We start from the raw sequence: 21,685 nt of genomic DNA on the forward strand, positions 1-21,685 counted from the left end.
CTCAGTAGCCGAGCCGGGCCGCCCGCGCAGCCCTGAGGTCAGCAAAATCTTCACCCGCATGGTGTGAAGACCGCGTCAACGGACTGGCGGAAACCTTGAGGAAGCCCTTGGCATAGGCAATCTTCTCATAGGCCTTGAACTCGTCCGGTGTCACAAAGGACAGCACCGGATGATGCTTCTTCGAAGGCTGCAGATACTGGCCGATGGTGAGGAAGTCGACGTCGGCCGACCTGAGATCGTCCATGAGCTGCAGCACTTCATTGCGGACTTCACCCAGGCCGACCATGATGCCGGACTTGGTGAACATCGACGGATCCAGTTCCTTCACCCGCTGCAGCAGGCGGATGGAGTGGAAGTAGCGCGCGCCGGGGCGCACCTTCAGATATTTCGACGGGACGGTTTCCAGATTGTGGTTGAACACATCCGGCTTGGCTTTCACCACAATCTCCAGCGCGCCGTCCTTGCGCAGGAAGTCGGGCGTCAGCACCTCGATGGTGGTCTTCGGCGCCTTGGCGCGGATCGCGGCAATGACGGCGGCGAAATGGTTCGCGCCGCCATCATCCAGATCGTCCCGGTCAACGGAAGTGATGACCACATGTTCCAGGCCCATGGTGGCGACGGCCGTGGCGATGCCCTCGGGCTCATGCGGGTCGACGGCGGTCGGCATGCCGGTGCGCACGTTGCAGAAGGCGCAGGCGCGGGTGCAGGTGTCGCCGAGGATCATGAAGCTGGCGTGCTTCTTCGACCAGCATTCGCCGATGTTCGGGCAGCCCGCTTCCTCGCAGACGGTGACGAGCTTGTTCTCGCGCACCACCTGATGCGTCTCCCGGTAAACGGGCGACGTCGGCGCCTTGACGCGGATCCACGCCGGTTTGCGCGCGACCGGATTGTCCGGGCGATGCGCCTTTTCCGGATGGCGGGGCTTCTGGGCATCGGTGTCCGGCTGCGGCCGGTTCAGGGTGTCGAGGATCGTGACCATGTGCACCAGATGTAGCGGTTCTGCGCGAAGGTCAAGAGCTGCCTTCGCCGCGGGCCTATGCGTTGTCGTTTGAACTGATGAGCTGCGTGAGCCGCGCGACGGCTGTGGGAGACAAGGGACGTGACTTGCGTGTCGTCTCGTCCATCTGCACGATGACGGAAACGGCGCGCGCGGCGCAGACGTCGGTCTGGAACACGGCCTGTTCGAGCGTCACCGAGCTGGTGCCGATCTTCAGGACACGCGTGCCGATGGCAACCTCGCCGGGCCAGCGGATCTCGGCCAGAAAGTCCAGCTCGAGACGGGCGATGACGAAGGCGGACCCGTCGTCTGCCAGATCAACGCCCGTGCCGGAGGCCGCGCCGAACAGCGCCTCGACCCGGCCGGTTTCCAGGAACGTTGCGAAGACCGCGTTGTTCACATGGCCCTGACGGTCGGTGTCGCCGTAGCGCAGCTTGTCACGGGCTACACTCGGGTAGTCTTCGAGTCTGATAGCCTTGGCGTCCACGTCCCTCTCTCCTGCCAACCAGAGCGCGGTTCAGCGGCCCCGGATCTTGCGCCAGAGAAACAGGAACAGGATCGCCCCGACCGTCGCCACCACCAGCTGGTCGAGAATCCCGCCCGTGATGTTGAGCTTCAGCATTTCGGACAGCTTGCCACCGACAAGTGCGCCGATGAGCCCGACGATGAGCGAGCCAAGAAACCCGCCCCGGCTGTCGAGTACCCGGTGGGCGACGGCACCGGCAATCAAACCGATGATGATCCAGTAGAGAAAGCCCATGCCGTCTTCCTTCAGTTCGTGCCTCAGGCCAGCATCCGCGCGATCAGCACGACGACAATCGCACCAATGGCCGCCACCAGGACTTCATTGACCAGCGGATGACCGATGTTGATGGAAATCCCCGTCGCCTTGACGAGGAAACCGCCAACAAAGGCGCCGATCAGACCGGTCAGCAGATAGCGGAACAGACCGCCGCCGCCGACAATGAAACTTGCAATCCAGCCTGCCAGCAGACCGATGATGCACCAGATGACAATCGCCTTGACGTCCATGACAACACCTCAACCTTCAAAGAAACAAAAATGAAAGCCGCCGCCGGGGACAGCGGCTTTCCCATCAAGCATTGAGGGCGCGCCCGTAGGCGTCCAGAACGCTTTCCTTCATCATCTCAGAAAGCGTCGGATGCGGGAAGATCGTGTGCATCAGGTCTTCCTCGGTCGTCTCCAGGTTCATGGCGACGACGAAGCCCTGGATCAGCTCGGTCACTTCCGTGCCGACCATGTGCGCGCCGATCAGCTCGCCGGTCTTCTTGTCGAAGATCGTCTTGATGAGGCCGTTGTCCTCACCCAGCGCAATCGCCTTGCCGTTGGCGCCGAAGGAGAAACGGCCGACGCGGATCTCGCGGCCGAGTTCCTTGGCCTTGGCTTCCGTCAGACCAACAGAGGCGACCTGCGGATTGCAATAGGTGCAGCCCGGGATCTTGCCCTTGTCCATCGGATGGACATTCGGCAGGCCGGCGATCTTCTCAATGCAGATGACGCCTTCATGCTCGGCCTTGTGGGCGAGCATCGGAGGACCAGCCACATCGCCAATGGCATAGAGACCGGGCACATTGGTGCGGCCATAACCGTCGATCACGACGCAGCCACGGTCGGTCTTCACGCCGAGGGCCTCAAGGCCGAGGTTCTCGATGTTGCCCTGCACGCCGACGGCGGAGATCAGGCGGTCAGCGGTGATCTCGGTCACCTTGCCGTCCTTGGTTTCCACATGGGCGGTGATGGAATTGGCACCCTTCACGACCTTGGCAACCTTGGCTTCGGTCATGATCTTCAGGCCGCGCTTTTCCAGCGCCTTGCGGGCGATCGCCGAAATCTCGGCGTCTTCCACCGGCATCACCTGCGGCATGACCTCGACGACGGTCACGTCCACGCCCATGGAGCGGTAGAAGGACGCAAACTCGATACCGATGGCGCCCGAGCCCATGACGACCAGCGACTTCGGCATGAAGTCCGGCTTCATCGCCTCGAAATAGGTCCAGATCAGCTTGCCATCCGGCTCGATGCCCGGCAGCGCGCGCGGACGGGCGCCGGTGGCGACGATGATGTGCTTGGCGGTGTAGGTGCCCTCCCCCTTCACGCCCTTGGGCGCGGGGTGCTGCGGCTCGACCGCAGGCTTGGAGGATTTCGCCACCACGACCTCACCCGGCTTGGTGAGCTTGGCCTCACCCCAGATGACGTCGATCTTGTTCTTCTTCATCAGGAAGCCGACGCCGGCATTGAGACGGGCCGAGACGCCGCGCGAGCGGGCGACCACGTCCTTGACGTCGGCCGTTATCCTGCCTTCCAGCGTCAGGCCGTAGGACTTGGCGTGGTTGGCGTGATCGAGGATTTCGGCCGAGCGCAGCAGCGCCTTGGTCGGGATGCAGCCCCAGTTGAGGCAGATGCCGCCGAGATGCTCGCGCTCGACGATGGCAGTCTTGAAGCCCAGCTGGGCCGCACGGATCGCGGTGACGTAGCCGCCGGGTCCGGAGCCGATGATGAGGACGTCATAGCTGTCGGCCATGGAAGTTCCCTCGCCTGTTTCGCAGGAATTTTGCGTGTGCCAAAAAAGGAAGAAAGGCCCCGGACCAGCCGGGGCCTCGCTGAGGTCACTCAGACCAGCATGCTCATCGGGTTCTCGATGTAGCCCCGGAAGGCCCCGAGAAGTTCCGCGCCGAGGGCGCCGTCGACGCAGCGGTGGTCGGTCGAGAGCGTGACGGTCATGACGGTGGCAACCGCCAGGGCGCCGTTCTTGACGACAGGACGCTGTTCCCCCGCGCCGACGGCCAGAATGGTCGCATGCGGCGGGTTGACGACGGCCGAGAAGCTCTTCACGCCCATCATGCCCATGTTGGACACGGCGGTGGTGCCGCCCTGGTACTCTTCCGGCTTCAGCTTGCGGTCCTTGGCGCGCTGGCCGAGGTCCTTCATCTCGTTGGAGATGGTGGACAGGGCCTTCTGCTCGGCGCTGCGGATGATCGGGGTGATCAGGCCGCCCGGGATCGACACGGCAACGCCGACATCGGCGTGCTTGTGCTTGACCATGGCGTCGTCGGTCCAGGACACGTTGGCGTCCGGCACATCGCGCAGGGCCAGCGCCAGGGCCTTGATGACCATGTCGTTGACCGAGAGCTTGTAGGTCGGCTTGCCGTCCTTGGACTTCGGCGCAGCATCATTGAGCTGGGTGCGCAGGGCCAAGAGCGCGTCGAGCTCGCAGTCGACCGACACGTAGAAGTGCGGAATCGTCTGCTTGGACTCGGTGAGGCGCTTGGCGATGGTCTTGCGCATGCCGTCATGCGGCACGAGCTCGTAGGAGCCTTCGGCGAAGAGCTTGAGCACCTGTTCCTTCGAAGCGCCGGTGGCCATCGCCGGGGCAGCAGCCGGAGCTGCAGGTGCGACAATTGGAGCCGGGGCGGCGGCAGCGGCCGGAGCCGCCTTGCCTGTTCCCGACTTCAGGGCCGCTTCGATGTCGCGCTGGACGACACGACCATGCGGGCCGGAGCCGGCGATGGCATGAAGGTCGAGCCCGTTCTGGGCCGCGAGACGCCGGGCGAGCGGCGAGGCGAAGACCCTTGCCCCACCGGACGCAGGCGCTGCGGCAGGTGCCGCTGCAGCAGGAGCGGCGGCAGCAACCGGTGCTGCAGCTGGGGCGGCCGGAGCCGGCGCTGCAGCCGGAGTTGCAGCCGGGGCAGCCGAAGCCGTTGACGCATCTTCGCCCTCAGCGGCCAGCACGGCGATCACCGTGTTGACCTTGACGCCCTGAGATCCGGCCGGAACCAGGATCTTGGCGATGGTGCCCTCATCGACGGCTTCCACCTCCATGGTCGCCTTGTCGGTCTCGATCTCGGCGATCACGTCGCCGGAAGAAACCTTGTCGCCTTCCTTGACCAGCCACTTGGCCAGATTGCCCTCTTCCATGGTGGGAGAGAGGGCCGGCATGGTGATGTTGATCGGCATCTGTGCCTCCCTCGCCTCAGGCCTTGTAGGTGACGGCTTTCACCGCATCGATAACGTCCTTGACCGTCGGCAGCGCCAGCTTTTCAAGGTTGGCGGCATAGGGCATCGGAACGTCCTTGCCGGTGACGCGCAGGATCGGGGCGTCGAGGTAGTCGAAGGCCTTTTCCTGGACCTGGTAGCCGATTTCCGACGACACCGAGCAGACCGGGAAGGCTTCCTCGACGGTGACGCAGCGGCCGGTCTTACGGACCGAGGCCAATACCGTGTCGATGTCGAGCGGACGGATGGTGCGCAGGTTCACGACTTCCGCCGAAATGCCCTGGGCCGCCAGTTCGTCCACGGCCTTCATGACATAGGTCATGCCGATGCCCCAGGAAACGATGGTCACGTCCGTGCCGGCGCGCTCGATCTTGGCCTTGCCGATTGGCAGGACAAAATCGTCGACCTTCGGCACCTCGAAGGACTGGCCGTAGAGGATCTCGTTTTCCAGGAAGACGACCGGGTTCGGATCGCGGATGGCAGCCTTCAAGAGGCCCTTCGCATCGGCGGCCGACCACGGCTGGATCACCTTAAGGCCCGGGATATGGGCATACCAGGAGGCATAGTCCTGGCTGTGCTGCGCGCCGACGCGGGCGGCAGCGCCGTTCGGACCGCGGAAGACAATCGGAGCACCCATCTGGCCACCAGACATGTAGAGCGTCTTGGCAGCGGAGTTGATGATGTGGTCGATCGCCTGCATGGCGAAGTTGAACGTCATGAACTCGACGATCGGCTTCAGGCCAGCCATCGCAGCGCCAACGCCAAGACCGGCAAAGCCGTGCTCGGTGATCGGGGTGTCGATGACGCGGCGGGCGCCGAATTCGTCCAGCAGCCCTTGCGTGATCTTGTAGGCGCCCTGGTACTCGGCCACTTCCTCGCCCATGACGAAGACGCGGTCATCGGCCCGCATTTCCTCGGCCATCGCGTCGCGCAGCGCTTCGCGAACGGTCATGGAGACCATCTCGGTGCCGGCCGGCGCATCGCTGTCGGCAGAACCGGAGGTGACGGGAGCAGCCGGAACCGGAGCTGCAGCGGCAACCGGCGCAGGCGCAGGCGCAGCAGCCGGGGCAGCGGCGGGCGCCGGTGCGGGTGCAGCAGTTGCTGCGGAGGCATCTTCGCCTTCGGCCAGGAGAACGGCGATCGGCGTGTTCACCTTCACGTTCTCGCTGCCCTCGGCCACGAGGATCTTGCCAAGCGTGCCCTCGTCGACGGCTTCCACTTCCATGGTTGCCTTGTCAGTCTCGATTTCGGCGATGACATCGCCGGCCTTGATGGCGTCGCCCTCGGCCTTCAGCCACTTGGCGAGCTTGCCCTCTTCCATGGTCGGAGAGAGAGCCGGCATCAGAATGTTGATCGGCATGGTATCCCCCGGCCTTAGAGCAGAATGTCGGTGTAGAGCTCGGACACATCCGGCTCCGGATCGTTCTGGGCGAATTCGGCCGCCTCGGCGACAATCGCGCGCACATCGCGGTCGATTGCCTTGAGGTCGTCATCCGTGGCCCAGCCGTTTTCCATCAGACGCACGCGGACCTGCTCGATCGGGTCGTGCTCGGTACGCATCTTCTGCACTTCGTCCTTGGAGCGATACTTCGCCGGGTCGGACATGGAGTGACCACGGTAGCGGTAAGTGATCATTTCCAGGATGTACGGGCCCTTGCCTTCGCGGCACCAGGCCAGCGCCCGGTCGGAGGCCGCCTTCACGGCGCGCACGTCCATGCCGTCGACCTGCTCGCCCGGAATGCCGAAGGACAGACCGCGCTGGGACAGGTCGGTCATGGCGGAGGCGCGCTCGACGCTGGTGCCCATGCCGTACTTGTTATTTTCGATCACATAAATGACCGGCAGCTTCCACAGCTCGGCCATATTGAAGCTCTCGTAGACCTGGCCCTGGTTGGACGCGCCGTCGCCGAAGAAGGCCATCGAGACATTGCCATTGCCGGTGTACTTGTTGGCAAAGCCGATGCCGGTGCCAAGCGCAACCTGCGCGCCGACGATGCCGTGGCCGCCGTAGAAGTGCTTCTCCTTGGAGAACATGTGCATGGAGCCGCCCTTGCCCTTCGACAGGCCGCCCCGGCGGCCAGTCAGCTCGGCCATGACGCCCTTCGGGTCAAGGTCCATGGCCAGCATGTGGCCGTGGTCGCGGTAGCCGGTGATCATCTGGTCACCGTCCTTCTTGGCCATCTGCATGCCGACGACGACAGCTTCCTGACCAATGTAGAGGTGGCAGAAGCCGCCGATGAGGCCCATGCCGTAAAGCTGTCCCGCCTTCTCCTCGAAGCGGCGGATCAGCAGCATTTCGCGATAGGCGTGGAGTTCGTCCTCTTTGGTGAACTCAGCGATGGCGGGCGCGGCCGGATTGGCGGCGCCGCTGGACCGGGTGGCGCCTTTCGCGCGCGTACCGGCGGAAGACTTGTTCGTTGCGGCCATGACCCTCGTCTCTGCGTGGCGTTTCCCCTAGGAAAGCAAGCGGAAGGTAACCCGCGATCCTTGTCAATCCAAGAGGAGGTGGGTTGGGAAGGAAATTCGAATAACGTATTGGATAAGCGAGAAAAAAAGAAATAAACCAGTTTGTGGTTATCTCAGCGAAATCAACCGAATTTTGGTTATTAACTCATCTTGCAGCAGGGCGCAGGATGGCGAGTTCATTGACATGAACAACATTGAGATTTGCCCGGGCCCGCTCGTCCACCATGTCCGGATCCAGGCTCTCGGGACGCAGAAGGCTGACGCGACCGGCCAGATGCTCCCGCTCGGAGACGAGATCAGCCAGTTCCGTCTCAAGGGCTGCAACCTGATGCTCGATCCGCTCGCGGCCGGCCATTCCAAATTCACCGTTCACCGCATGATAGGCAAAATAAGCCAGCACGGCGCTCGCCGCGACCGGGATGACAAATCGGCGGAGGACAGACTTCTTGCGCTGACGGGTGGTAGCAGACACGCGGGACGACCTACACGGGACAATGGGCCTTGAAGACCTACTGTGCCGGATCTGCCTTAACAGACCCTTTCACCTGATATGAACACGGCGGGAAAAGCCTTCATTATCAGGTACCGTCTCGGAGAGGCCCTCCCGTCAGGCGGCCTTGGGCGGGGCCGCCAGACGGGCCAGTTTCGTCATGATGGTCGCCGTGCCCTTGAGCCGGTCGTCCGCCTTGTCCCAGTCGCGCGACAGCACGACCTTCTGATCCGGCCGGATCTTCGCGAGCGAGCCCTGCTCCGCGATATAGGCGACAAGCCCCGCCGGATTGGCGAATTGCTGCCTCCGGAACGTGATGACGATGCCCTTCGGACCCGAATCGACCTTCTCCACATTCGCCTTGCGGCACAGGCCCTTGATGTAGACGATCTTCAGGAGATGCCCGACCTCTTCCGGCAGCGGGCCGAACCGGTCGATCATCTCCGCGCCGAAGGCATCAATCTCCTGGGCTTCCGTCAGATCCGCCAGGCGGCGGTACAGCGACAGGCGCAGCTGCAGGTCGGGAACATAGCTTTCGGGAATCAGCACGGGCGTGCCGACATTGATCTGCGGCGACCACTGGTCCTCGCCGATCTCGTCGCCGCCATCCTTGAGCTGGGCAACCGCCTCTTCCAGCATCTGCTGATAGAGTTCGTAGCCGACTTCCTTGATGTGGCCGGACTGTTCCTCGCCCAGCAGATTGCCGGCCCCGCGAATGTCGAGGTCGTGGCTGGCGAGCTGGAAGCCGGCGCCCAGATTTTCCAGCGACTGAAGCACCTTGAGCCGCCGTTCCGCGGTTGCCGTCATCGGCTTGTTGGCCGGAACCGTGAAGAGCGCATAGGCTCGGGTCTTCGACCGGCCGACGCGGCCGCGCAGCTGGTACATCTGGGCAAGGCCGAACATGTCGGCCCGGTGCACGATCAGCGTGTTGGCGGTCGGGATGTCTAGACCTGATTCGACGATTGTCGTCGACAGCAGCACGTCATACTTGCCCTCGTAGAAGGCGTTCATCACGTCCTCGAGCTGGCCGGGCGCCATCTGGCCATGGGCGGTGGCTACCTTCACTTCCGGCACGCTGGCGGCCAGGAACTCTGCCTGCTCGGCAAGATCCGAAACGCGCGGGCAGACATAGAAGCTCTGGCCGCCGCGATAATGTTCGCGCAGCAGGGCCTCACGCACGACCAGCGGATCGAAGGGCGAGACGAAGGTGCGCACGGCAAGCCGGTCCACCGGCGGCGTGGCGATGAGCGACAGTTCACGCAGGCCCGTCAATGCCTGCTGCAAGGTGCGCGGGATCGGCGTTGCCGACAGGGTCAGGACGTGCACGTCGGACTTCAGTTCCTTCAGCCGTTCCTTGTGCTTGACGCCGAAATGCTGCTCCTCGTCGATGATGAGCAGGCCAAGGTCGCGAAACTTGACGCCGGCGCCCAACAAGGCATGAGTGCCGACGACGATATCAATGGAGCCGTCCTCGACGCCCTTCTTGGCCGCCGAAAGGTCTTTCGGGCTGACGAGGCGCGAGGCATGGGCGACATTGATCGGCAGGCCATGGAAGCGGGTGGCAAAAGTGCGATAATGCTGGCGTGCCAGCAGCGTTGTCGGGACTACCACAGCCACCTGGCGCCCGGACATGGCGGCGACGAAGGCGGCGCGCAGCGCCACTTCCGTCTTGCCGAAACCGACGTCGCCGCAGACGAGGCGATCCATCGGCCGGCCAGCCGCCAGATCCTGGAACACCGCGTCGATGGCGGTCAGCTGGTCTTCCGTCTCCTCGTAAGGGAAACGGGTCGAGAATTCGTCATAGACCCCTTCCGGCACCTCGACCACCGGCGCGGTCTTCAGCGCACGGGCAGCGGCGGTCTTGATCAGGCCGTCGGCGATCTCGAGGATGCGCTTCTTCATCCGCGCCTTGCGCGCCTGCCAGGCCCCACCGCCCAGCTTGTCGAGCATGACGTCGGTGTCTTCTGAGCCGAAGCGTGTCAGCAGCTCGATGTTCTCGACCGGAAGGTACAGCTTGTCGCCGCCCTGATATTGCAGCTCCAGACAGTCATGCGGCGCGCCGAGCGCCTCGATGGTCTTGAGGCCGATGAAGCGGCCGATGCCGTGGTCGACATGGACGACGAGGTCGCCTTCCGAGAGGCTTGTGGCCTCGGTCAGGACATTGGCGCCCTTGGCCTTGCGCCGGCCCTTGCGCACCAAGCGGTCGCCCAGGATGTCCTGCTCGGAGATGAAGACCAGCCGGTCGACCTCGAAGCCCTGCTCCAGGCCGAGAATGCTGAGCGCCGTGGCGCGCGGCGGCAGGGTATCCAGATCCGCCACCCGTTCGGCCGGCATCGGCAGGTCAAGTCCGTGATCGCCGAGGATCTGGCCAAGCCGGTCGCGCGAGCCCTCGCTCCAGCAGGCGATGACCACCCGGCGCTGGTCCTTGTGCAGCGCCCGGACATGTTTCACCAGCGCGTCGAAGATGTTCACGTCGCCGGCTGCGCGCTCGGCGGCAAAGCTGCGACCCTGACGGCCGCCGAAGTCGATCACCGTCCGGCCAGACCCCGGCGGCGGCGTGAAGGGATCGATCTGGCAGCTGGCACTGTCGGCGAGCCGGACGGTCCATTCCGTCCCGACCGGATAGAGCGCCTGCGGCTCCACCGGCATGTAGGGCACCGCGCCGGCCAGGTGACCGTTCTCGAGCGCGTCCTTGCGGGCGGCGTGATGCTCGTTGATCTGATCAAGCCGCTCGCGGATGGCATCGCCCGACATGGCATCAAGCACGACCGGTGCGTCGCCGATATAGTCGAACAGGGTTTCGAGGTGCTCGTGGAACAGCGGCAGCCAGTGCTCCATGCCGGCATAGCGGCGACCGTCACTGACAGACTGATAGAGGACATCCTCGCGCCGGGCGGCACCGAAGCGGGCGAGATAGTTGCGGCGGAAGCGCGAGATCGCCTCCTCGCCCAGAACCACCTCGCTCATCGGCACCAGTTCCAGCCGCCTCAGCTGCTTCGTGGTGCGCTGGCTTTCGGTATCAAAGGCGCGGATCGATTCCAGCGTGTCGCCAAAGAAATCCAGCCGGACCGGATCGTCTGCGCCGGGCGCATAGAGATCGATGATGCCGCCGCGCACCGCGTATTCGCCGGTCTCGCGGACGGTCGGCGTGCGCGAGAAGCCATTGAGTTCCAGCCAGGCGGCAATCTTCGTCAGGTCGATGCGGTTGCCCGGTGCCATCGAAAATGTTTGGGCCGCCACCCAGGCCCGTTCCGGCAGGCGCTGCAGCGCTGCGTTGACCGTTGTCACCAGCACCTTCTGGCCGGACCCGGCGGGAATGCCCCGCGCGAGCTGGCCCAGCACAAGCAGCCGGCGGGCGCTGATCGCCGGGTTCGGTGAGACGCGGTCATAGGGAAGGCAATCCCAGGCCGGCAGGGACAGAGCCTCGACGTCTGGCGCAAAGTAGCTCAGCGCCTCGATGACGCCCTGCGCCCGGCCGGCGTCCCGTGCGACGAAGACGGCTGCCAGCCCATCCTTCGGCGCCTGCCCCAGGATGCGCGCGAGCGCCAGTGCCTCGGCTCCATCCGGAACGCTGGCAAGGGTGATATTGGCGCGGTCGCGGAAGAGCGTCTCGAACACGGCTTGGGTTCCCGGGAGGTTTTGCGGCAATCAGCCGAGGGTGATGTCGTGGAAGGCCAGCATCTTGCGGAACAGCGGCCGGTTCCATTCCTCCGGCAGCGGCTTGCGTCCTGTGATCCAGGCGTAGAGATCCTGATCGTTGATCGGGATGATCTCTTCCAGCTCGTCCAGCTCCGCTTCGCTCAGCCGCGCGATCTCGGCCTTGGTGAAGCCGCCGAGCAGCATGTCCATTTCCTTCATACCGCGATGCAGGGTGCGGAACAGGATGCGCTTGCGGCGGGTGTCGAGTTCACCGTCGCCGGAGGGGTCGGCGGGAGCGTTGGCGCTGTCTGTCATGGCGGATCCTGACGAATCGAGCTTGATCCGGATGCGGGTTGCATGCCGGAGCGGGGAATGTCTGAGGGCTTATAGCGCTGTGCTGGCACGATGTCAGTCCTGAACACTCAGCAGAACAACTGATCGGACTGACCTTCCCGCGTTGCAAGGCGAAAGCAAAGGGTGCAGAACGCTGGTCTGACCCATCGCGACCGACTGAAGACAGATCCTCGCCCATGCGCCCGTCCCTGCTCGATCCCCTGTTTGCTCCTGTCTCGGTGCTGCCCGGCATCGGGCCGAAGATTGCCAAGCTGTTGGAGACCTTGCTGGATACGGCCCCTGGACGCGAGGCCACCGTGCTGGACCTTGCCTTCCACCTGCCCCATGCGGTTATCGACCGCAGCCGCCGTCCGGGCATCGCCTATTCCGAGAACGGCGACACGGTGACCCTGGACGTGCGCGTCGAGCGGCACATGCCCACCCCGCGTGGCAGCCGGGCGCCTTACAAGGTGATCGCCGCGGATGCGACCGGATCCATCGCGCTGGTGTTCTTCCATCCGCGGCAGGACTGGCTGGAAAAGGTGCTGCCTGTGGGCGGCAGGCGGATCATTTCCGGCAAGGTCGAGTGGTTCTCCGAACGGCCGCAGATGGTCCATCCCGACTATGTGCTGACGCCGGAAGAGGCCGAGACCATGCCGGCCATCGAGCCGGTCTATCCGATGACCGCAGGGCTTGCACAGCGCACCTTGCTGAAAGGCATCGCCGGCGCGCTGGATCGGCTGCCCGTGTTTGCGGACTGGCTCGATCCGGAGTTCCGCGCCCGCCAATCCTGGCCCGATTTCGATGAGGCACTGAAGCGGGTGCACCGGCCGGACGGCGCGCGCGATCTTGACCCCGCCTCCCCGGCCCTGTCGCGCCTTGCCTATGACGAGTATCTCGCCAACCAGCTGGCGCTTGCACTCGTCCGCGCAACCATGCGCCGGCTGGATGGCGAACCGCGCATGACGACCGGTGAGCTGAAGGCCCGCATCCTGGCGGCCCTGCCCTATCAGCTGACCGGCGGCCAGGCAGAGGCGGTGGCCGAAATCGAGGCCGATCTGCGCAGCCCGCAGCGCATGCTCCGCCTGCTGCAGGGGGACGTGGGCGCCGGCAAGACCATCGTCGGCCTGCTTGCCATGGCTGCTGTGATCGAGTCCGGCGCGCAGGCGGCGATGATGGCCCCGACCGAAATTCTCGCGCGCCAGCATTTTGCCTCGATGGCGCCCCTGTGCGAGGCGGCCGGCATCCGGATTGCGCTCCTGACCGGACGCGACACGCCGAAGCAGCGGCGCGAGACCCAGGCAGCGCTGTCGAATGGCGAAATCGATCTTGCCGTCGGTACCCACGCTCTCTTCCAGGGCGCGGTCGAGTTCGCCAATCTCGGCATTGCCGTGGTCGACGAGCAGCACCGCTTTGGCGTGCATCAGCGCCTGGCGCTCTCCTCCAAGGGCAAGGGCGTCGACGTGCTGGTGATGACCGCAACACCGATCCCGCGCACGCTGGTTCTGACCTATTTCGGCGACATGGACGTCTCCCGCCTGACCGACAAGCCGAAGGGGCGAAAGCCGATCACCACGGTCTCGGTGTCGCTCGACCGGATGGGCGAGATGGTCTCCCGCGTCAAGGCGGCCGTCGCCGAGGGCCAGAAGGTCTACTGGGTCTGCCCCCTCGTCGAGGAAAGCGAGAAGATCGACCTTGCCGCCGTCGAGGACCGGCATCGTCATCTGTCGCAGGAGCTGAAGGTTCCGGTCGCCCTCGTTCACGGCCGGATGAGCGGCGAGGACAAGGACACGGCAATGATGGCCTTCAAGGAGGGCCATGCCCGGGTGCTGGTGGCTACCACCGTCATCGAAGTGGGCGTTGATGTGCCCGATGCCACGATCATCGTCATCGAGCACGCCGAGCGCTTCGGCCTTGCCCAGCTGCATCAGCTGCGCGGTCGTGTCGGGCGCGGCGACAAGCCGTCCTCCTGCGTGCTGCTCTACAAGGGACCGCTGGGCGAGACCTCGGCGGCGCGCCTTGCCGTGATGCGCGAGACCAACGACGGCTTCGTCATCGCCGAGGAAGACCTGCGCCTGCGCGGCGAAGGCGAAATCCTCGGCACCCGCCAGTCCGGTGCGCCAGGATTCCGTCTGGCGCGCGGCGACGCCCGCACCGACCTGATGGAAATCGCTCGCGACGATGCAAGGCTTATCCTGGAAATGGACCCGGAGCTGAAGGGCCCGCGCGGTCCGGCGCTGCGGACGTTGCTCTATCTGTTCAGCCGCGACGAGGCGATCCGCCTGCTCCGGGCAGGCTAATCTTCTGCTTTAGATTTATTATATATCATATTGATTTTGAATATTATTTTATATCATTTAAAGTGATTTCTCAGCTTCCGGACCTCCACTCGGTGATGCAATTTGTCGCCAGGGCTGCGGCGCTTTGGACAGCGCGGAGCAAATCGGCTATGCCAACAGGAAACCGCTGCACCGCAGCGGTCTGAACCGGCGGCGTCCCTCCCTAACCCGCCGTACAGTGGAGCCCAGCACGTGCGACGGACCGCCTACAAGCTCGCGGGCCTGGCCTTTGTCGCCACCGGCCTTGTCGGTGCAGTGCTGCCGCTGCTGCCCTCGACCATCTTCTTCATCCTCGCCGCCGCCATGTTCGCCCGCTCCTCGCCGGAGTTAGAAGCCAGGATCCTGGCGCATCCGGTGGTCGGGCCGCAGGTCATCGCCTGGCGCAATCACGGCGTGATCCCGCCACGCGCCAAGGCTCTGGCCGTCGGCGGCATGGTGCTCGGTTACGGGGTGTTTCTGGCCACAAGCGGGGCCGGGCTCGTGCTGGCGCTGATCGTGGCGGCCATCATGGCGGGGTGCGCTGCCTATGTCGTGACCCGGCCGTCGCGGCCGCAGACCTGATCAGGTCTGTCGTGGATTCTAGGCCACCCCAGCGCGCGCTCACGCGTCAGGAATGAGCCGCTTGCCAAGCGAGATGACATCGTCCTGCGCATAGCCGATACGGTCGTAGAACGCCATCACAGGAAGGTTCGAACTGCGAACCAGCAGGTTGAGCTTGGGGCAGCCACGGTCAATCAGCAGCGCTTCGCAGTGCTCCATCAGGCGGCGGGCGTGGCCCTGCCCCTGATGGTCCGGGTGAACGCAGAGATAGTACAGCGAGCCGCGATGGCCGTCATAGCCCAGCATGGCGGAGCCGATGATGCCATTGCCCTGGCGCAGCACGAGAAAGCCCCAGGGGCTGTCTGCCATCTTGCGGTCGATGTCCTTGTCCGGATCGTTCCAGGGCCGCGTCAGGCCGCAGTCGGTCCAAAGGCGCACGACCCGGTGCCGGTCGCCTTCCGAAAACGTGTCGATGACGGTCTCGAAGATCAGGCTCATTCCACCGTCACCGACTTGGCAAGGTTGCGCGGCTGGTCCACGTCCGTGCCCATGAAAACGGCCGTGTGATAGGCAATCAACTGGATCGGGATCGAATAGACGATTGGCGCGACGATATCGGCAACGGCCGGCATGATCACCCGGTCGTTGTCGGCCAGACCCGAGGCCTCGGCGCCCTGCGCGTCGGTGATCAACAGGATGCGCCCGCCGCGCGCGGCCACTTCCTGCATGTTCGACACGGTCTTCTCGTAGACGCTGTCATGCGGCGCGATGACGATCACCGGCAGGTTCTCGTCGATCAGCGCGATCGGTCCATGCTTCAGCTCGCCGGCCGCATAGCCTTCGGCGTGGATGTAGGACAGTTCCTTGAGCTTCAGCGCGCCTTCCAGGGCAAGCGGGTAATTGGTGCTGCGGCCCAGATAAAGCACATCCGAGGCCCGCGACAGGCTGGGGGCGAGCTTCTCGATGCGCGGCTCCAGCGCCAGCGCGGTGAGGGCCAGGCCCGGTGCCTCGGCCAGCGCCTTGACCAGTTCGGCTTCCTGGGCTTCGGAGAGCACGCCGCGCTGGTGTCCGGCCAGAATGGCGAGCGAGGCCAGCACCGCCAGCTGGCAGGTGAAGGCCTTGGTCGAGGCAACGCCAATTTCCGGACCGGCGATGGTCTGGAACACCACGTCGGATTCCCGGGCGATGGTCGATTCCGGCACGTTGACCACGGCGCCGATCGTCAGGCCTTGCGCCTTGCAGTAGCGCAGCGAAGCCAGCGTGTCTGCCGTCTCGCCGGACTGGGAGATGAACAGCGCCATCTCGCCCGCATTGACCGGCAATTCGCGGTAGCGAAACTCGGACGCGACATCGATCTCGACCGGCAGGCGCGCGTATTTCTCGAACCAGTATTTGCCGACGAGACCGGCGTAATAGGCCGTGCCGCAGGCCGACATGACAAGGCGCGTCAGCTTGGAGAAATCAGCGCTTGCGCCGTCCGGCAGCTTGGCGCGGTGGTTGGCCAGATCCAGATAGCGCGACAGCGTGTGGCCGATGACCTCCGGCTGTTCGTGGATCTCCTTGGCCATGTAGTGGCGGTAGTTGCCCTTGTCCATCATGGCCGCGCCGACGCTGGAGCGGCTTTCCGGCCGGACGACCTCGCGGTTTGCACTGTCGTGGATGCTGCAGCCCTTGCGGCTGATGACGGCCCAGTCGCCTTCCTCCAGATACGTGATCCGGTCGGTGAAGGGGGATAGCGCAATGGCATCGGAGCCGAGGAACATCTCGCCCTCGCCGTGGCCGACGGCAAGCGGCGAACCCTTGCGGGCACCGATCAGCAGATCGTCCTCGCCCTCAAACAGGAACACCAGCGAGAAGGCACCCTTGAGGCGCGGCAGCACGGCGGCAACCGCATCCGCCGGGCTCTTGCCGGAGCGCAGTTCGAGGTCGGTCAGGAGCGCGACCACTTCCGTGTCGGTATCAGTCACCGGTGACAGGCCGGCAGCAACGGCCTCGGCGCGCAGGGCGAGATAGTTCTCGATGATGCCGTTGTGGACGACGCAGACGCGGCCACTCTGGTGTGGATGGGCGTTGGTGACGGTCGGCGCGCCATGGGTGGCCCAGCGGGTGTGGCCGATACCGATGGAACCGCCGAGCGGGCTGCCGTCCAGGACCGCTTCGAGGTTGCGCAGCTTGCCGCTGGCCCGGCGCCGGGTGAGGACGCCTGCCTCCAGGGTGGCGACACCGGCGGAATCATAGCCGCGGTACTCAAGGCGCTTCAGCGCGTCCACAAGCTGCGGCGCAACGCCCGACTTCCCGACAATCCCGATGATGCCGCACATGCCATCCATCCCTTATAATGAAACCGCCAGCTTCCCTTAGACGAGGCAGGCTGGCGGATTGAAATAAAACCTTGTTTCAGACCGTGACAATGTGTTCCAGGATCACGACTTTTCCGCCTTGCGCGCTGCGAACCTTGCCCGCAACTCTTTCGCGCGCTCGGGCTTTACCGACTGATGAGCCCGACCGATGGCCAGCGCATCCACCGGCACCGCTTCAGTAACTGTGCTGCCAGCCGCGATATAGGCGCCATCGCCAATCTGGATCGGTGCCACCAGTGTGCTGTTGGAGCCGATGAAGCAGCCCTCGCCGATCTCGGTCTTGTATTTGCCGTAGCCGTCATAGTTGCAGGTGATGGTGCCTGCGCCGATGTTGGAACGTGCGCCAATGCTGGCATCGCCAATGTAGCTGAGGTGATTGACCTTGGCCCCTGCCCCGACCTTGGCGTTCTTGATCTCGACGAAATTGCCCACATGCGTGTCGGCGGCAAGGACTGCGCCGGGACGCAGGCGCGCATAGGGACCGATGAGCGATCCGGCCCCAACATGAGTCCCCTCCAGGTGGCTGAAGGCCCGGATCCGCGCCCCTGCCTCGACCGTGACACCCGGCCCGAACACCACATTCGGCTCAACCGTGACATCAACGCCCAGCACCGTGTCATGCGAAAAGAACACGGTCTCCGGTGCCTGCAGCGTGACGCCGGAGAGCATCACGTCCTGCCGCATCCGCTTCTGGAAAATCGCTTCACATTCAGCCAGTTGCGCGCGATTGTTGATGCCGCGCACATCGTCCTCGCTGGCCGAGACGGCGATGACCTTGAGCCCGCGGGCATGGCCAAGCTCGGCCGCATCGGTGAGGTAATACTCGCCCTTTGCATTGGTGTTGCCGATGGCCGAAATCAGATCGAGCGCGATGGTGCCGCGAAAGCCCATGATGCCGGAATTGCAGAAGGTGATCGCCCGCTCGGCCTCGGTTGCGTCCTTCTCCTCGCGAATGGCCAGAAGCGCGTCGCCCTTCATCACCAGACGGCCATAGCCGAAGGGATCGACGGCCTCGAAGCCCAGCACCACCACATCAGCCCCCGACGCCAGTCCGCCCCGGACCCGGTCGACGGCGGCGTCACTGACGAGCGGCGTATCGCCGAAAAGGACCAGCACGTCGTCCTTCGGTTGCTTGAGAACATCGCGTGCAGCCAGCACGGCATGGGCGGTGCCAAGGCGGTCAACCTGTTCATGGCAGGTCGCTCCCGGAGCCAGCTTGCCGACCAGCTTGACCAGATCCGGCATCTGCGGTCCGACGACAACGGCAATCCCTGCCCCGTCGTAGCGCTGCACGCGCTTCAGCACATGCCCGACCATGGGCAGATTGCCGATCTCATGCATGACCTTCGGGGCGGCGGACCGCATCCGTGTGCCAAGCCCGGCGGCCAGAACGATTGCCTGCAGGGAACGATCAGACATCAGCTTACCTCTTCACTCGGTCGGCGCTTGCGCCATCTCCGGGACATCGCCCGCATGGCGTCAGTTCAGGCCGGCACTGTTTCGATCTCTGCGCCGGGGCGCAAGAGGGGTTTCATGCCGCGATCCACAGGTCAATAGCTCCTGTCACCTCGCGGCAATCCGGGTTTCTTGTTCGTTAACCATATTTGCGCTGTGATGGCAGCGTCGCGATCTAAGATTCGTTTCAGGGCAGGACAGAACCGCCGTGCGTAGCCGTCAGAAGGACGCCGAGATGCCGGAGGCCGGAGCATCCTTGCTCCGGTCGCGCTATCTTCTGGCCGGCTGGTCCTTTGCAGCGGTGCTGTTTGGCATCGTTGGCGTCTCTGCGGTCCACTTTGCTCCAACGCCGGATATCGAGCGCAACAGCCGTACCTTCGCCGGGCTGCCGCTTCCATTGGGAGGAACCGACCGTGTTGGCCCGACGGGCAGCATCGTGGCTGACGATGAGACCGTGACAATGGGCGTGATGCCTTCCACAGGTGGAATGGCCAATGCCGAGGCCATGCGGCTGATGGAAGCACAGGTGGACACGCTGCGGCGGGAACTTGTCGCCCTGCGTCGCCGCTCCGAGATGCTTGCAGAGCAGAACAGGGCCCAATCCGACCGGATCGCGACACTGGAGAAATCGGGAGCCCCCCTTCCGCCAGAGGCTGAACGCACGCCGCGCCCCGCTGTTCCCCAATCCCAACCGGACGCAAAGGCACCAGACAAGCCGAAGCCGGACCAGAAGGTCAGGGCTGTCCCCGCTCCGCGGCCGGTTCCCGTCGAAACCATGCCTGCGCCCGAGACACGTGCTGGCATAGAGCCACCAGCGGCCGTTGCGCCTGTCCGTGGCAATCCGGAAGCGATGACATCGGAGCCTGTCAAGGTCGCCCGCGCTCCGGCAACACCGGTCCGGATCGTCGACTTACCAAAGGCCAGTTCAGCCGAACCTGTCGCGACCGGATCCATTCCCCAGACGGATGTCAGCCCGCCGGCGATCACCCGCGATCTAGCCGCCGCCATGGTCATCCGGCCAGCCGACCCGTCCGGCCGGACCCTTGGCTCCAGCACGGTGATCGGTCGCAGCGATTTTGCCGTCGAGATTGGGCGCTACGCCAGCCGGGCCGAAGCTGACGCCGCCTGGGCGGGTTTCCGCGACACGCATCAAGACCGCATGGCGGATCTGCGTGCCCTGACAGCCCCGGTCGAGGGCGCGGACGGTGTCAGGCTTCTGGCAGGCCCCTTTGCCAATGCAGCGCTGGCCGCTGTTGCCTGCCTTCGCCTGAGCGAAGACGGGAACACCAGTTGCCGTCCGACCTTCTTTGTCGGCGAGCCGCTGGACGACCAGTAGGGTCACCCGATCTGGCTGAACACCGGAAATGTTTCAAGCAGCCAGAACGAGGCCTGCTGCATCCAGCCACCGAGAAACAGGATCCCTGTGAGGATCATCACCACGCCCATCGCCTGTTCCACCCGGCCAATATGCCGGCGGAACCGTGTCATGAAGCGGAGAAACGGTCCGGCAAACAGAGCCGCGCCCAGGAACGGAATGCCAAGGCCAAGGGCATAGGCCGACAACAGCAACGCCCCTTGCGCAGCTGTATCCTCGGCACCGGCAACGAACAGGATCGCCGCAAGGATGGGCCCGATACAGGGCGTCCAGCCAAAGGCAAAGGCAAGGCCAAGCACATAGGCCCCCGGCAACCCCGCCGGCTTCCGGTTCACCTGCACCCGCGCCTCGCGGTACAGCAGGGCAATGCGAAACACGCCCAGGAAATGCAGCCCCATCACGATGATGACGATGCCGGCAATGGTGCTGAGGATCCCGATATATTGCGAGACGGCCTGCCCGACCAGGGACGCGCTCGCCCCCAATGCCACGAACACTGTCGAGAATCCGGCGACAAAGGCGATGGACGTCTGGAACACCCGGCGGCTTGCATCTGTCGGAGCGCTGCCGTCGGCAACTTCCTCAAGGCTTGTTCCGGCGAGATAGCCAAGATACGGCGGCACGAGCGGCAGGACACAGGGCGAGACAAAGGACAGAAGGCCGGCAAAGACGGCTCCAACGAGCGTGACGTCCTGCATCATTGTGATGGAATTCCCTGGCTGTGCGTGCGGATCGGCGACATCGCCGAGAAACCGTCCACCTCTTTTACCGGCATCGCGGTGAAAGCTAAAGGTGCCGCCATGTCACAGGTTCGGGACCAAACACAGGCACATCGTGAAGTGACGGACATCCCGGACGAGCGAGGAAGGAATTGAGTGAGGTCGAAGAGACAACACTAATGTCAGGCGTCGTTCTTGAGACCGCCCCTGACGACTTCAAAGACGCGGCGGTTCAGCTGTGCCACATCATGCCCGTCGCGCAGCCCCTGTCGCCATTGTTCCAGCACGGTGCGCAGCGCCAGCGTCTGGCGATTATGCGGCAGCTGGTGCATGAAACCGGCAAAAAAACTGTCCAGCGCAACCCTGTCCACCGCCCCCTGATCGATCAGCGCATGGATCAGCGTCATGGTCGCTGCGATGTGCCCCTTCAGGAAGTCGAACTCCGCGCCAAGGGCGGCATGATCTGCAGTTGCGTCCAGCATGTCCTCAACCCATCTGCCGGCCATCCCGGCCCTTTGGCACCACGCCTGTCTACCGAAGCTGACACATCTTCCTTTACGTCCGGTATCTCACGCCGCAGCCCAATCTAGGTATATTTCCTAGCAAATAACCACTGTTTCGCCGAACTGTACACAATCCGACCGGATTTGAAATGGAATTGATGTCCGTCTTTCCCCGAAGTTGCAGAAGCACACCAAGTGTGCGTTGCAACTTTCAGGCATCAAACTGACCTCCGGCCAGTGAGCCGGTCCGCAACAGGACTGCCCTGTGCAGGCCCAGTACCATGGAAAATCGATTGCCCGGTCCAGTGGCCTGAACACACAAACGCCCAGACTGGATAAGCCCGGGCGATGCCATCAAAAAAGAAGGGGAATGGTGAGCGAGCGGGGGCTCGAACCCCGGACCAACTGATTAAAAGTCAGTTGCTCTACCAACTGAGCTACTCGCTCCCACTTAA

19 protein-coding genes and 1 tRNA gene are annotated in these 21,685 nt (G+C 64.1%); 3 read left to right on the forward strand and 17 right to left on the reverse strand.

Annotation, left to right across the window (positions count from 1 at the left end):
• Position 1: 1 nt before the first annotated feature.
• The 11 genes from lipA to ACTIFE_RS01940 form a co-directional block, all read right to left on the reverse strand.
• Positions 2-979 carry a lipoyl synthase gene (lipA, locus tag ACTIFE_RS01890; protein ID WP_439527471.1) on the reverse strand — a complete coding sequence of 326 codons (978 nt, stop codon included), beginning with the start codon at positions 977-979 and terminating at the stop codon, positions 2-4.
• A gap of 55 nt (positions 980-1,034) precedes the next feature.
• Positions 1,035-1,484 carry an acyl-CoA thioesterase gene (locus tag ACTIFE_RS01895; protein ID WP_439527472.1) on the reverse strand — a complete coding sequence of 150 codons (450 nt, stop codon included), beginning with the start codon at positions 1,482-1,484 and terminating at the stop codon, positions 1,035-1,037.
• 30 nt (positions 1,485-1,514) lie between these two features.
• Positions 1,515-1,757 (reverse strand): GlsB/YeaQ/YmgE family stress response membrane protein, encoded by a 243-nt coding sequence (locus tag ACTIFE_RS01900; RefSeq protein ID WP_106754140.1) that lies wholly within the window; start codon positions 1,755-1,757, stop codon positions 1,515-1,517.
• A 23-nt stretch (positions 1,758-1,780) separates the two neighbouring features.
• Entirely contained in the window at positions 1,781-2,029 is a 249-nt protein-coding gene (locus ACTIFE_RS01905; RefSeq protein WP_439527473.1) for a GlsB/YeaQ/YmgE family stress response membrane protein, read from the reverse strand.
• Between the two features lie 64 nt (positions 2,030-2,093).
• Entirely contained in the window at positions 2,094-3,539 is a 1,446-nt protein-coding gene (lpdA, locus tag ACTIFE_RS01910) for a dihydrolipoyl dehydrogenase (RefSeq protein ID WP_439527474.1), read from the reverse strand.
• Positions 3,540-3,628: 89 nt separating this feature from the next.
• Positions 3,629-4,972, reverse strand: a complete 1,344-nt coding sequence (locus tag ACTIFE_RS01915; RefSeq protein WP_439527475.1) for a pyruvate dehydrogenase complex dihydrolipoamide acetyltransferase — start codon at positions 4,970-4,972, stop codon at positions 3,629-3,631.
• A gap of 16 nt (positions 4,973-4,988) precedes the next feature.
• Positions 4,989-6,371: a pyruvate dehydrogenase complex E1 component subunit beta gene (locus ACTIFE_RS01920; protein WP_439527476.1), complete on the reverse strand. Its 1,383-nt coding sequence runs from the start codon at positions 6,369-6,371 to the stop codon at positions 4,989-4,991.
• A 14-nt stretch (positions 6,372-6,385) separates the two neighbouring features.
• On the reverse strand, positions 6,386-7,438 hold the full coding sequence (gene pdhA / locus ACTIFE_RS01925) for a pyruvate dehydrogenase (acetyl-transferring) E1 component subunit alpha (RefSeq protein WP_439527477.1): 1,053 nt from the start codon (positions 7,436-7,438) through the stop codon (positions 6,386-6,388).
• A gap of 184 nt (positions 7,439-7,622) precedes the next feature.
• Positions 7,623-7,949, reverse strand: a complete 327-nt coding sequence (locus ACTIFE_RS01930) for an FtsB family cell division protein (protein WP_439527478.1) — start codon at positions 7,947-7,949, stop codon at positions 7,623-7,625.
• Positions 7,950-8,084: 135 nt separating this feature from the next.
• Positions 8,085-11,585 (reverse strand): transcription-repair coupling factor, encoded by a 3,501-nt coding sequence (gene mfd, locus ACTIFE_RS01935; protein ID WP_439527479.1) that lies wholly within the window; start codon positions 11,583-11,585, stop codon positions 8,085-8,087.
• Between the two features lie 30 nt (positions 11,586-11,615).
• Positions 11,616-11,921 carry a succinate dehydrogenase assembly factor 2 gene (locus tag ACTIFE_RS01940; protein WP_439527480.1) on the reverse strand — a complete coding sequence of 102 codons (306 nt, stop codon included), beginning with the start codon at positions 11,919-11,921 and terminating at the stop codon, positions 11,616-11,618.
• 215 nt (positions 11,922-12,136) lie between these two features.
• Here ACTIFE_RS01940 and recG point away from each other — a divergent pair, with 215 nt between their 5' ends.
• Both recG and ACTIFE_RS01950 read left to right on the forward strand, forming a co-directional pair.
• Positions 12,137-14,239 (forward strand): ATP-dependent DNA helicase RecG, encoded by a 2,103-nt coding sequence (gene recG / locus ACTIFE_RS01945; protein ID WP_439527481.1) that lies wholly within the window; start codon positions 12,137-12,139, stop codon positions 14,237-14,239.
• Between the two features lie 231 nt (positions 14,240-14,470).
• Complete coding sequence (locus tag ACTIFE_RS01950; RefSeq protein WP_439527482.1) at positions 14,471-14,839, forward strand: YbaN family protein; 369 nt, start codon at positions 14,471-14,473, stop codon at positions 14,837-14,839.
• A gap of 39 nt (positions 14,840-14,878) precedes the next feature.
• On the opposite strand, the gene ACTIFE_RS01955 is transcribed toward ACTIFE_RS01950, so the two are convergent.
• The 3 genes from ACTIFE_RS01955 to glmU form a co-directional block, all read right to left on the reverse strand.
• The gene (locus ACTIFE_RS01955; protein ID WP_439527483.1) at positions 14,879-15,316 is read right to left on the reverse strand and encodes a GNAT family acetyltransferase; all 438 of its coding nucleotides are present in this window, start codon (positions 15,314-15,316) and stop codon (positions 14,879-14,881) included.
• On the reverse strand, positions 15,313-17,139 hold the full coding sequence (gene glmS, locus ACTIFE_RS01960; RefSeq protein WP_439527484.1) for a glutamine--fructose-6-phosphate transaminase (isomerizing): 1,827 nt from the start codon (positions 17,137-17,139) through the stop codon (positions 15,313-15,315). The genes ACTIFE_RS01955 and glmS overlap by 4 nt, the downstream gene beginning before the upstream one ends.
• A gap of 102 nt (positions 17,140-17,241) precedes the next feature.
• A complete protein-coding gene (gene glmU / locus ACTIFE_RS01965; RefSeq protein ID WP_439527485.1) occupies positions 17,242-18,597 on the reverse strand; it encodes a bifunctional UDP-N-acetylglucosamine diphosphorylase/glucosamine-1-phosphate N-acetyltransferase GlmU in 1,356 nt (451 codons plus the stop codon).
• Between the two features lie 244 nt (positions 18,598-18,841).
• On the opposite strand from glmU, the gene ACTIFE_RS01970 reads away from it, so the two are divergent.
• Complete coding sequence (locus ACTIFE_RS01970) at positions 18,842-19,969, forward strand: SPOR domain-containing protein (protein ID WP_439527486.1); 1,128 nt, start codon at positions 18,842-18,844, stop codon at positions 19,967-19,969.
• Positions 19,970-19,971: 2 nt separating this feature from the next.
• On the opposite strand, the gene ACTIFE_RS01975 is transcribed toward ACTIFE_RS01970, so the two are convergent.
• The 3 genes from ACTIFE_RS01975 to ACTIFE_RS01985 form a co-directional block, all read right to left on the reverse strand.
• Entirely contained in the window at positions 19,972-20,709 is a 738-nt protein-coding gene (locus tag ACTIFE_RS01975) for a cytochrome c biogenesis CcdA family protein (protein WP_439527487.1), read from the reverse strand.
• A 200-nt stretch (positions 20,710-20,909) separates the two neighbouring features.
• Entirely contained in the window at positions 20,910-21,209 is a 300-nt protein-coding gene (locus tag ACTIFE_RS01980; protein WP_106754249.1) for a hypothetical protein, read from the reverse strand.
• Positions 21,210-21,601: 392 nt separating this feature from the next.
• Positions 21,602-21,677 (reverse strand) — tRNA-Lys (locus ACTIFE_RS01985).
• Positions 21,678-21,685: the final 8 nt, after the last annotated feature.

Origin of the sequence: Pannonibacter sp. (genome assembly GCF_051860505.1) — a bacterium.
Lineage (GTDB): Bacteria > Pseudomonadota > Alphaproteobacteria > Rhizobiales > Stappiaceae > Pannonibacter.

Bases quoted from the DNA above. Each gene is read 5' to 3' on its own strand.
- recG (WP_439527481.1), top strand. From the start codon at position 12,137: ATGCGCCCGTCCCTGCTCGATCCCCTGTTTGCTCCTGTCTCGGTGCTG.
- lpdA (WP_439527474.1), bottom strand. From the start codon at position 3,539: ATGGCCGACAGCTATGACGTCCTCATCATCGGCTCCGGACCCGGCGGC.
- ACTIFE_RS01940 (WP_439527480.1), bottom strand. From the start codon at position 11,921: ATGACAGACAGCGCCAACGCTCCCGCCGACCCCTCCGGCGACGGTGAA.
- lipA (WP_439527471.1), bottom strand. From the start codon at position 979: ATGGTCACGATCCTCGACACCCTGAACCGGCCGCAGCCGGACACCGAT.
- ACTIFE_RS01955 (WP_439527483.1), bottom strand. From the start codon at position 15,316: ATGAGCCTGATCTTCGAGACCGTCATCGACACGTTTTCGGAAGGCGAC.
- ACTIFE_RS01900 (WP_106754140.1), bottom strand. From the start codon at position 1,757: ATGGGCTTTCTCTACTGGATCATCATCGGTTTGATTGCCGGTGCCGTC.
- ACTIFE_RS01920 (WP_439527476.1), bottom strand. From the start codon at position 6,371: ATGCCGATCAACATTCTGATGCCGGCTCTCTCTCCGACCATGGAAGAG.
- ACTIFE_RS01915 (WP_439527475.1), bottom strand. From the start codon at position 4,972: ATGCCGATCAACATCACCATGCCGGCCCTCTCTCCCACCATGGAAGAG.
- glmU (WP_439527485.1), bottom strand. From the start codon at position 18,597: ATGTCTGATCGTTCCCTGCAGGCAATCGTTCTGGCCGCCGGGCTTGGC.
- ACTIFE_RS01975 (WP_439527487.1), bottom strand. From the start codon at position 20,709: ATGATGCAGGACGTCACGCTCGTTGGAGCCGTCTTTGCCGGCCTTCTG.
- ACTIFE_RS01980 (WP_106754249.1), bottom strand. From the start codon at position 21,209: ATGCTGGACGCAACTGCAGATCATGCCGCCCTTGGCGCGGAGTTCGAC.
- ACTIFE_RS01905 (WP_439527473.1), bottom strand. From the start codon at position 2,029: ATGGACGTCAAGGCGATTGTCATCTGGTGCATCATCGGTCTGCTGGCA.
- glmS (WP_439527484.1), bottom strand. From the start codon at position 17,139: ATGTGCGGCATCATCGGGATTGTCGGGAAGTCGGGCGTTGCGCCGCAG.
- pdhA (WP_439527477.1), bottom strand. From the start codon at position 7,438: ATGGCCGCAACGAACAAGTCTTCCGCCGGTACGCGCGCGAAAGGCGCC.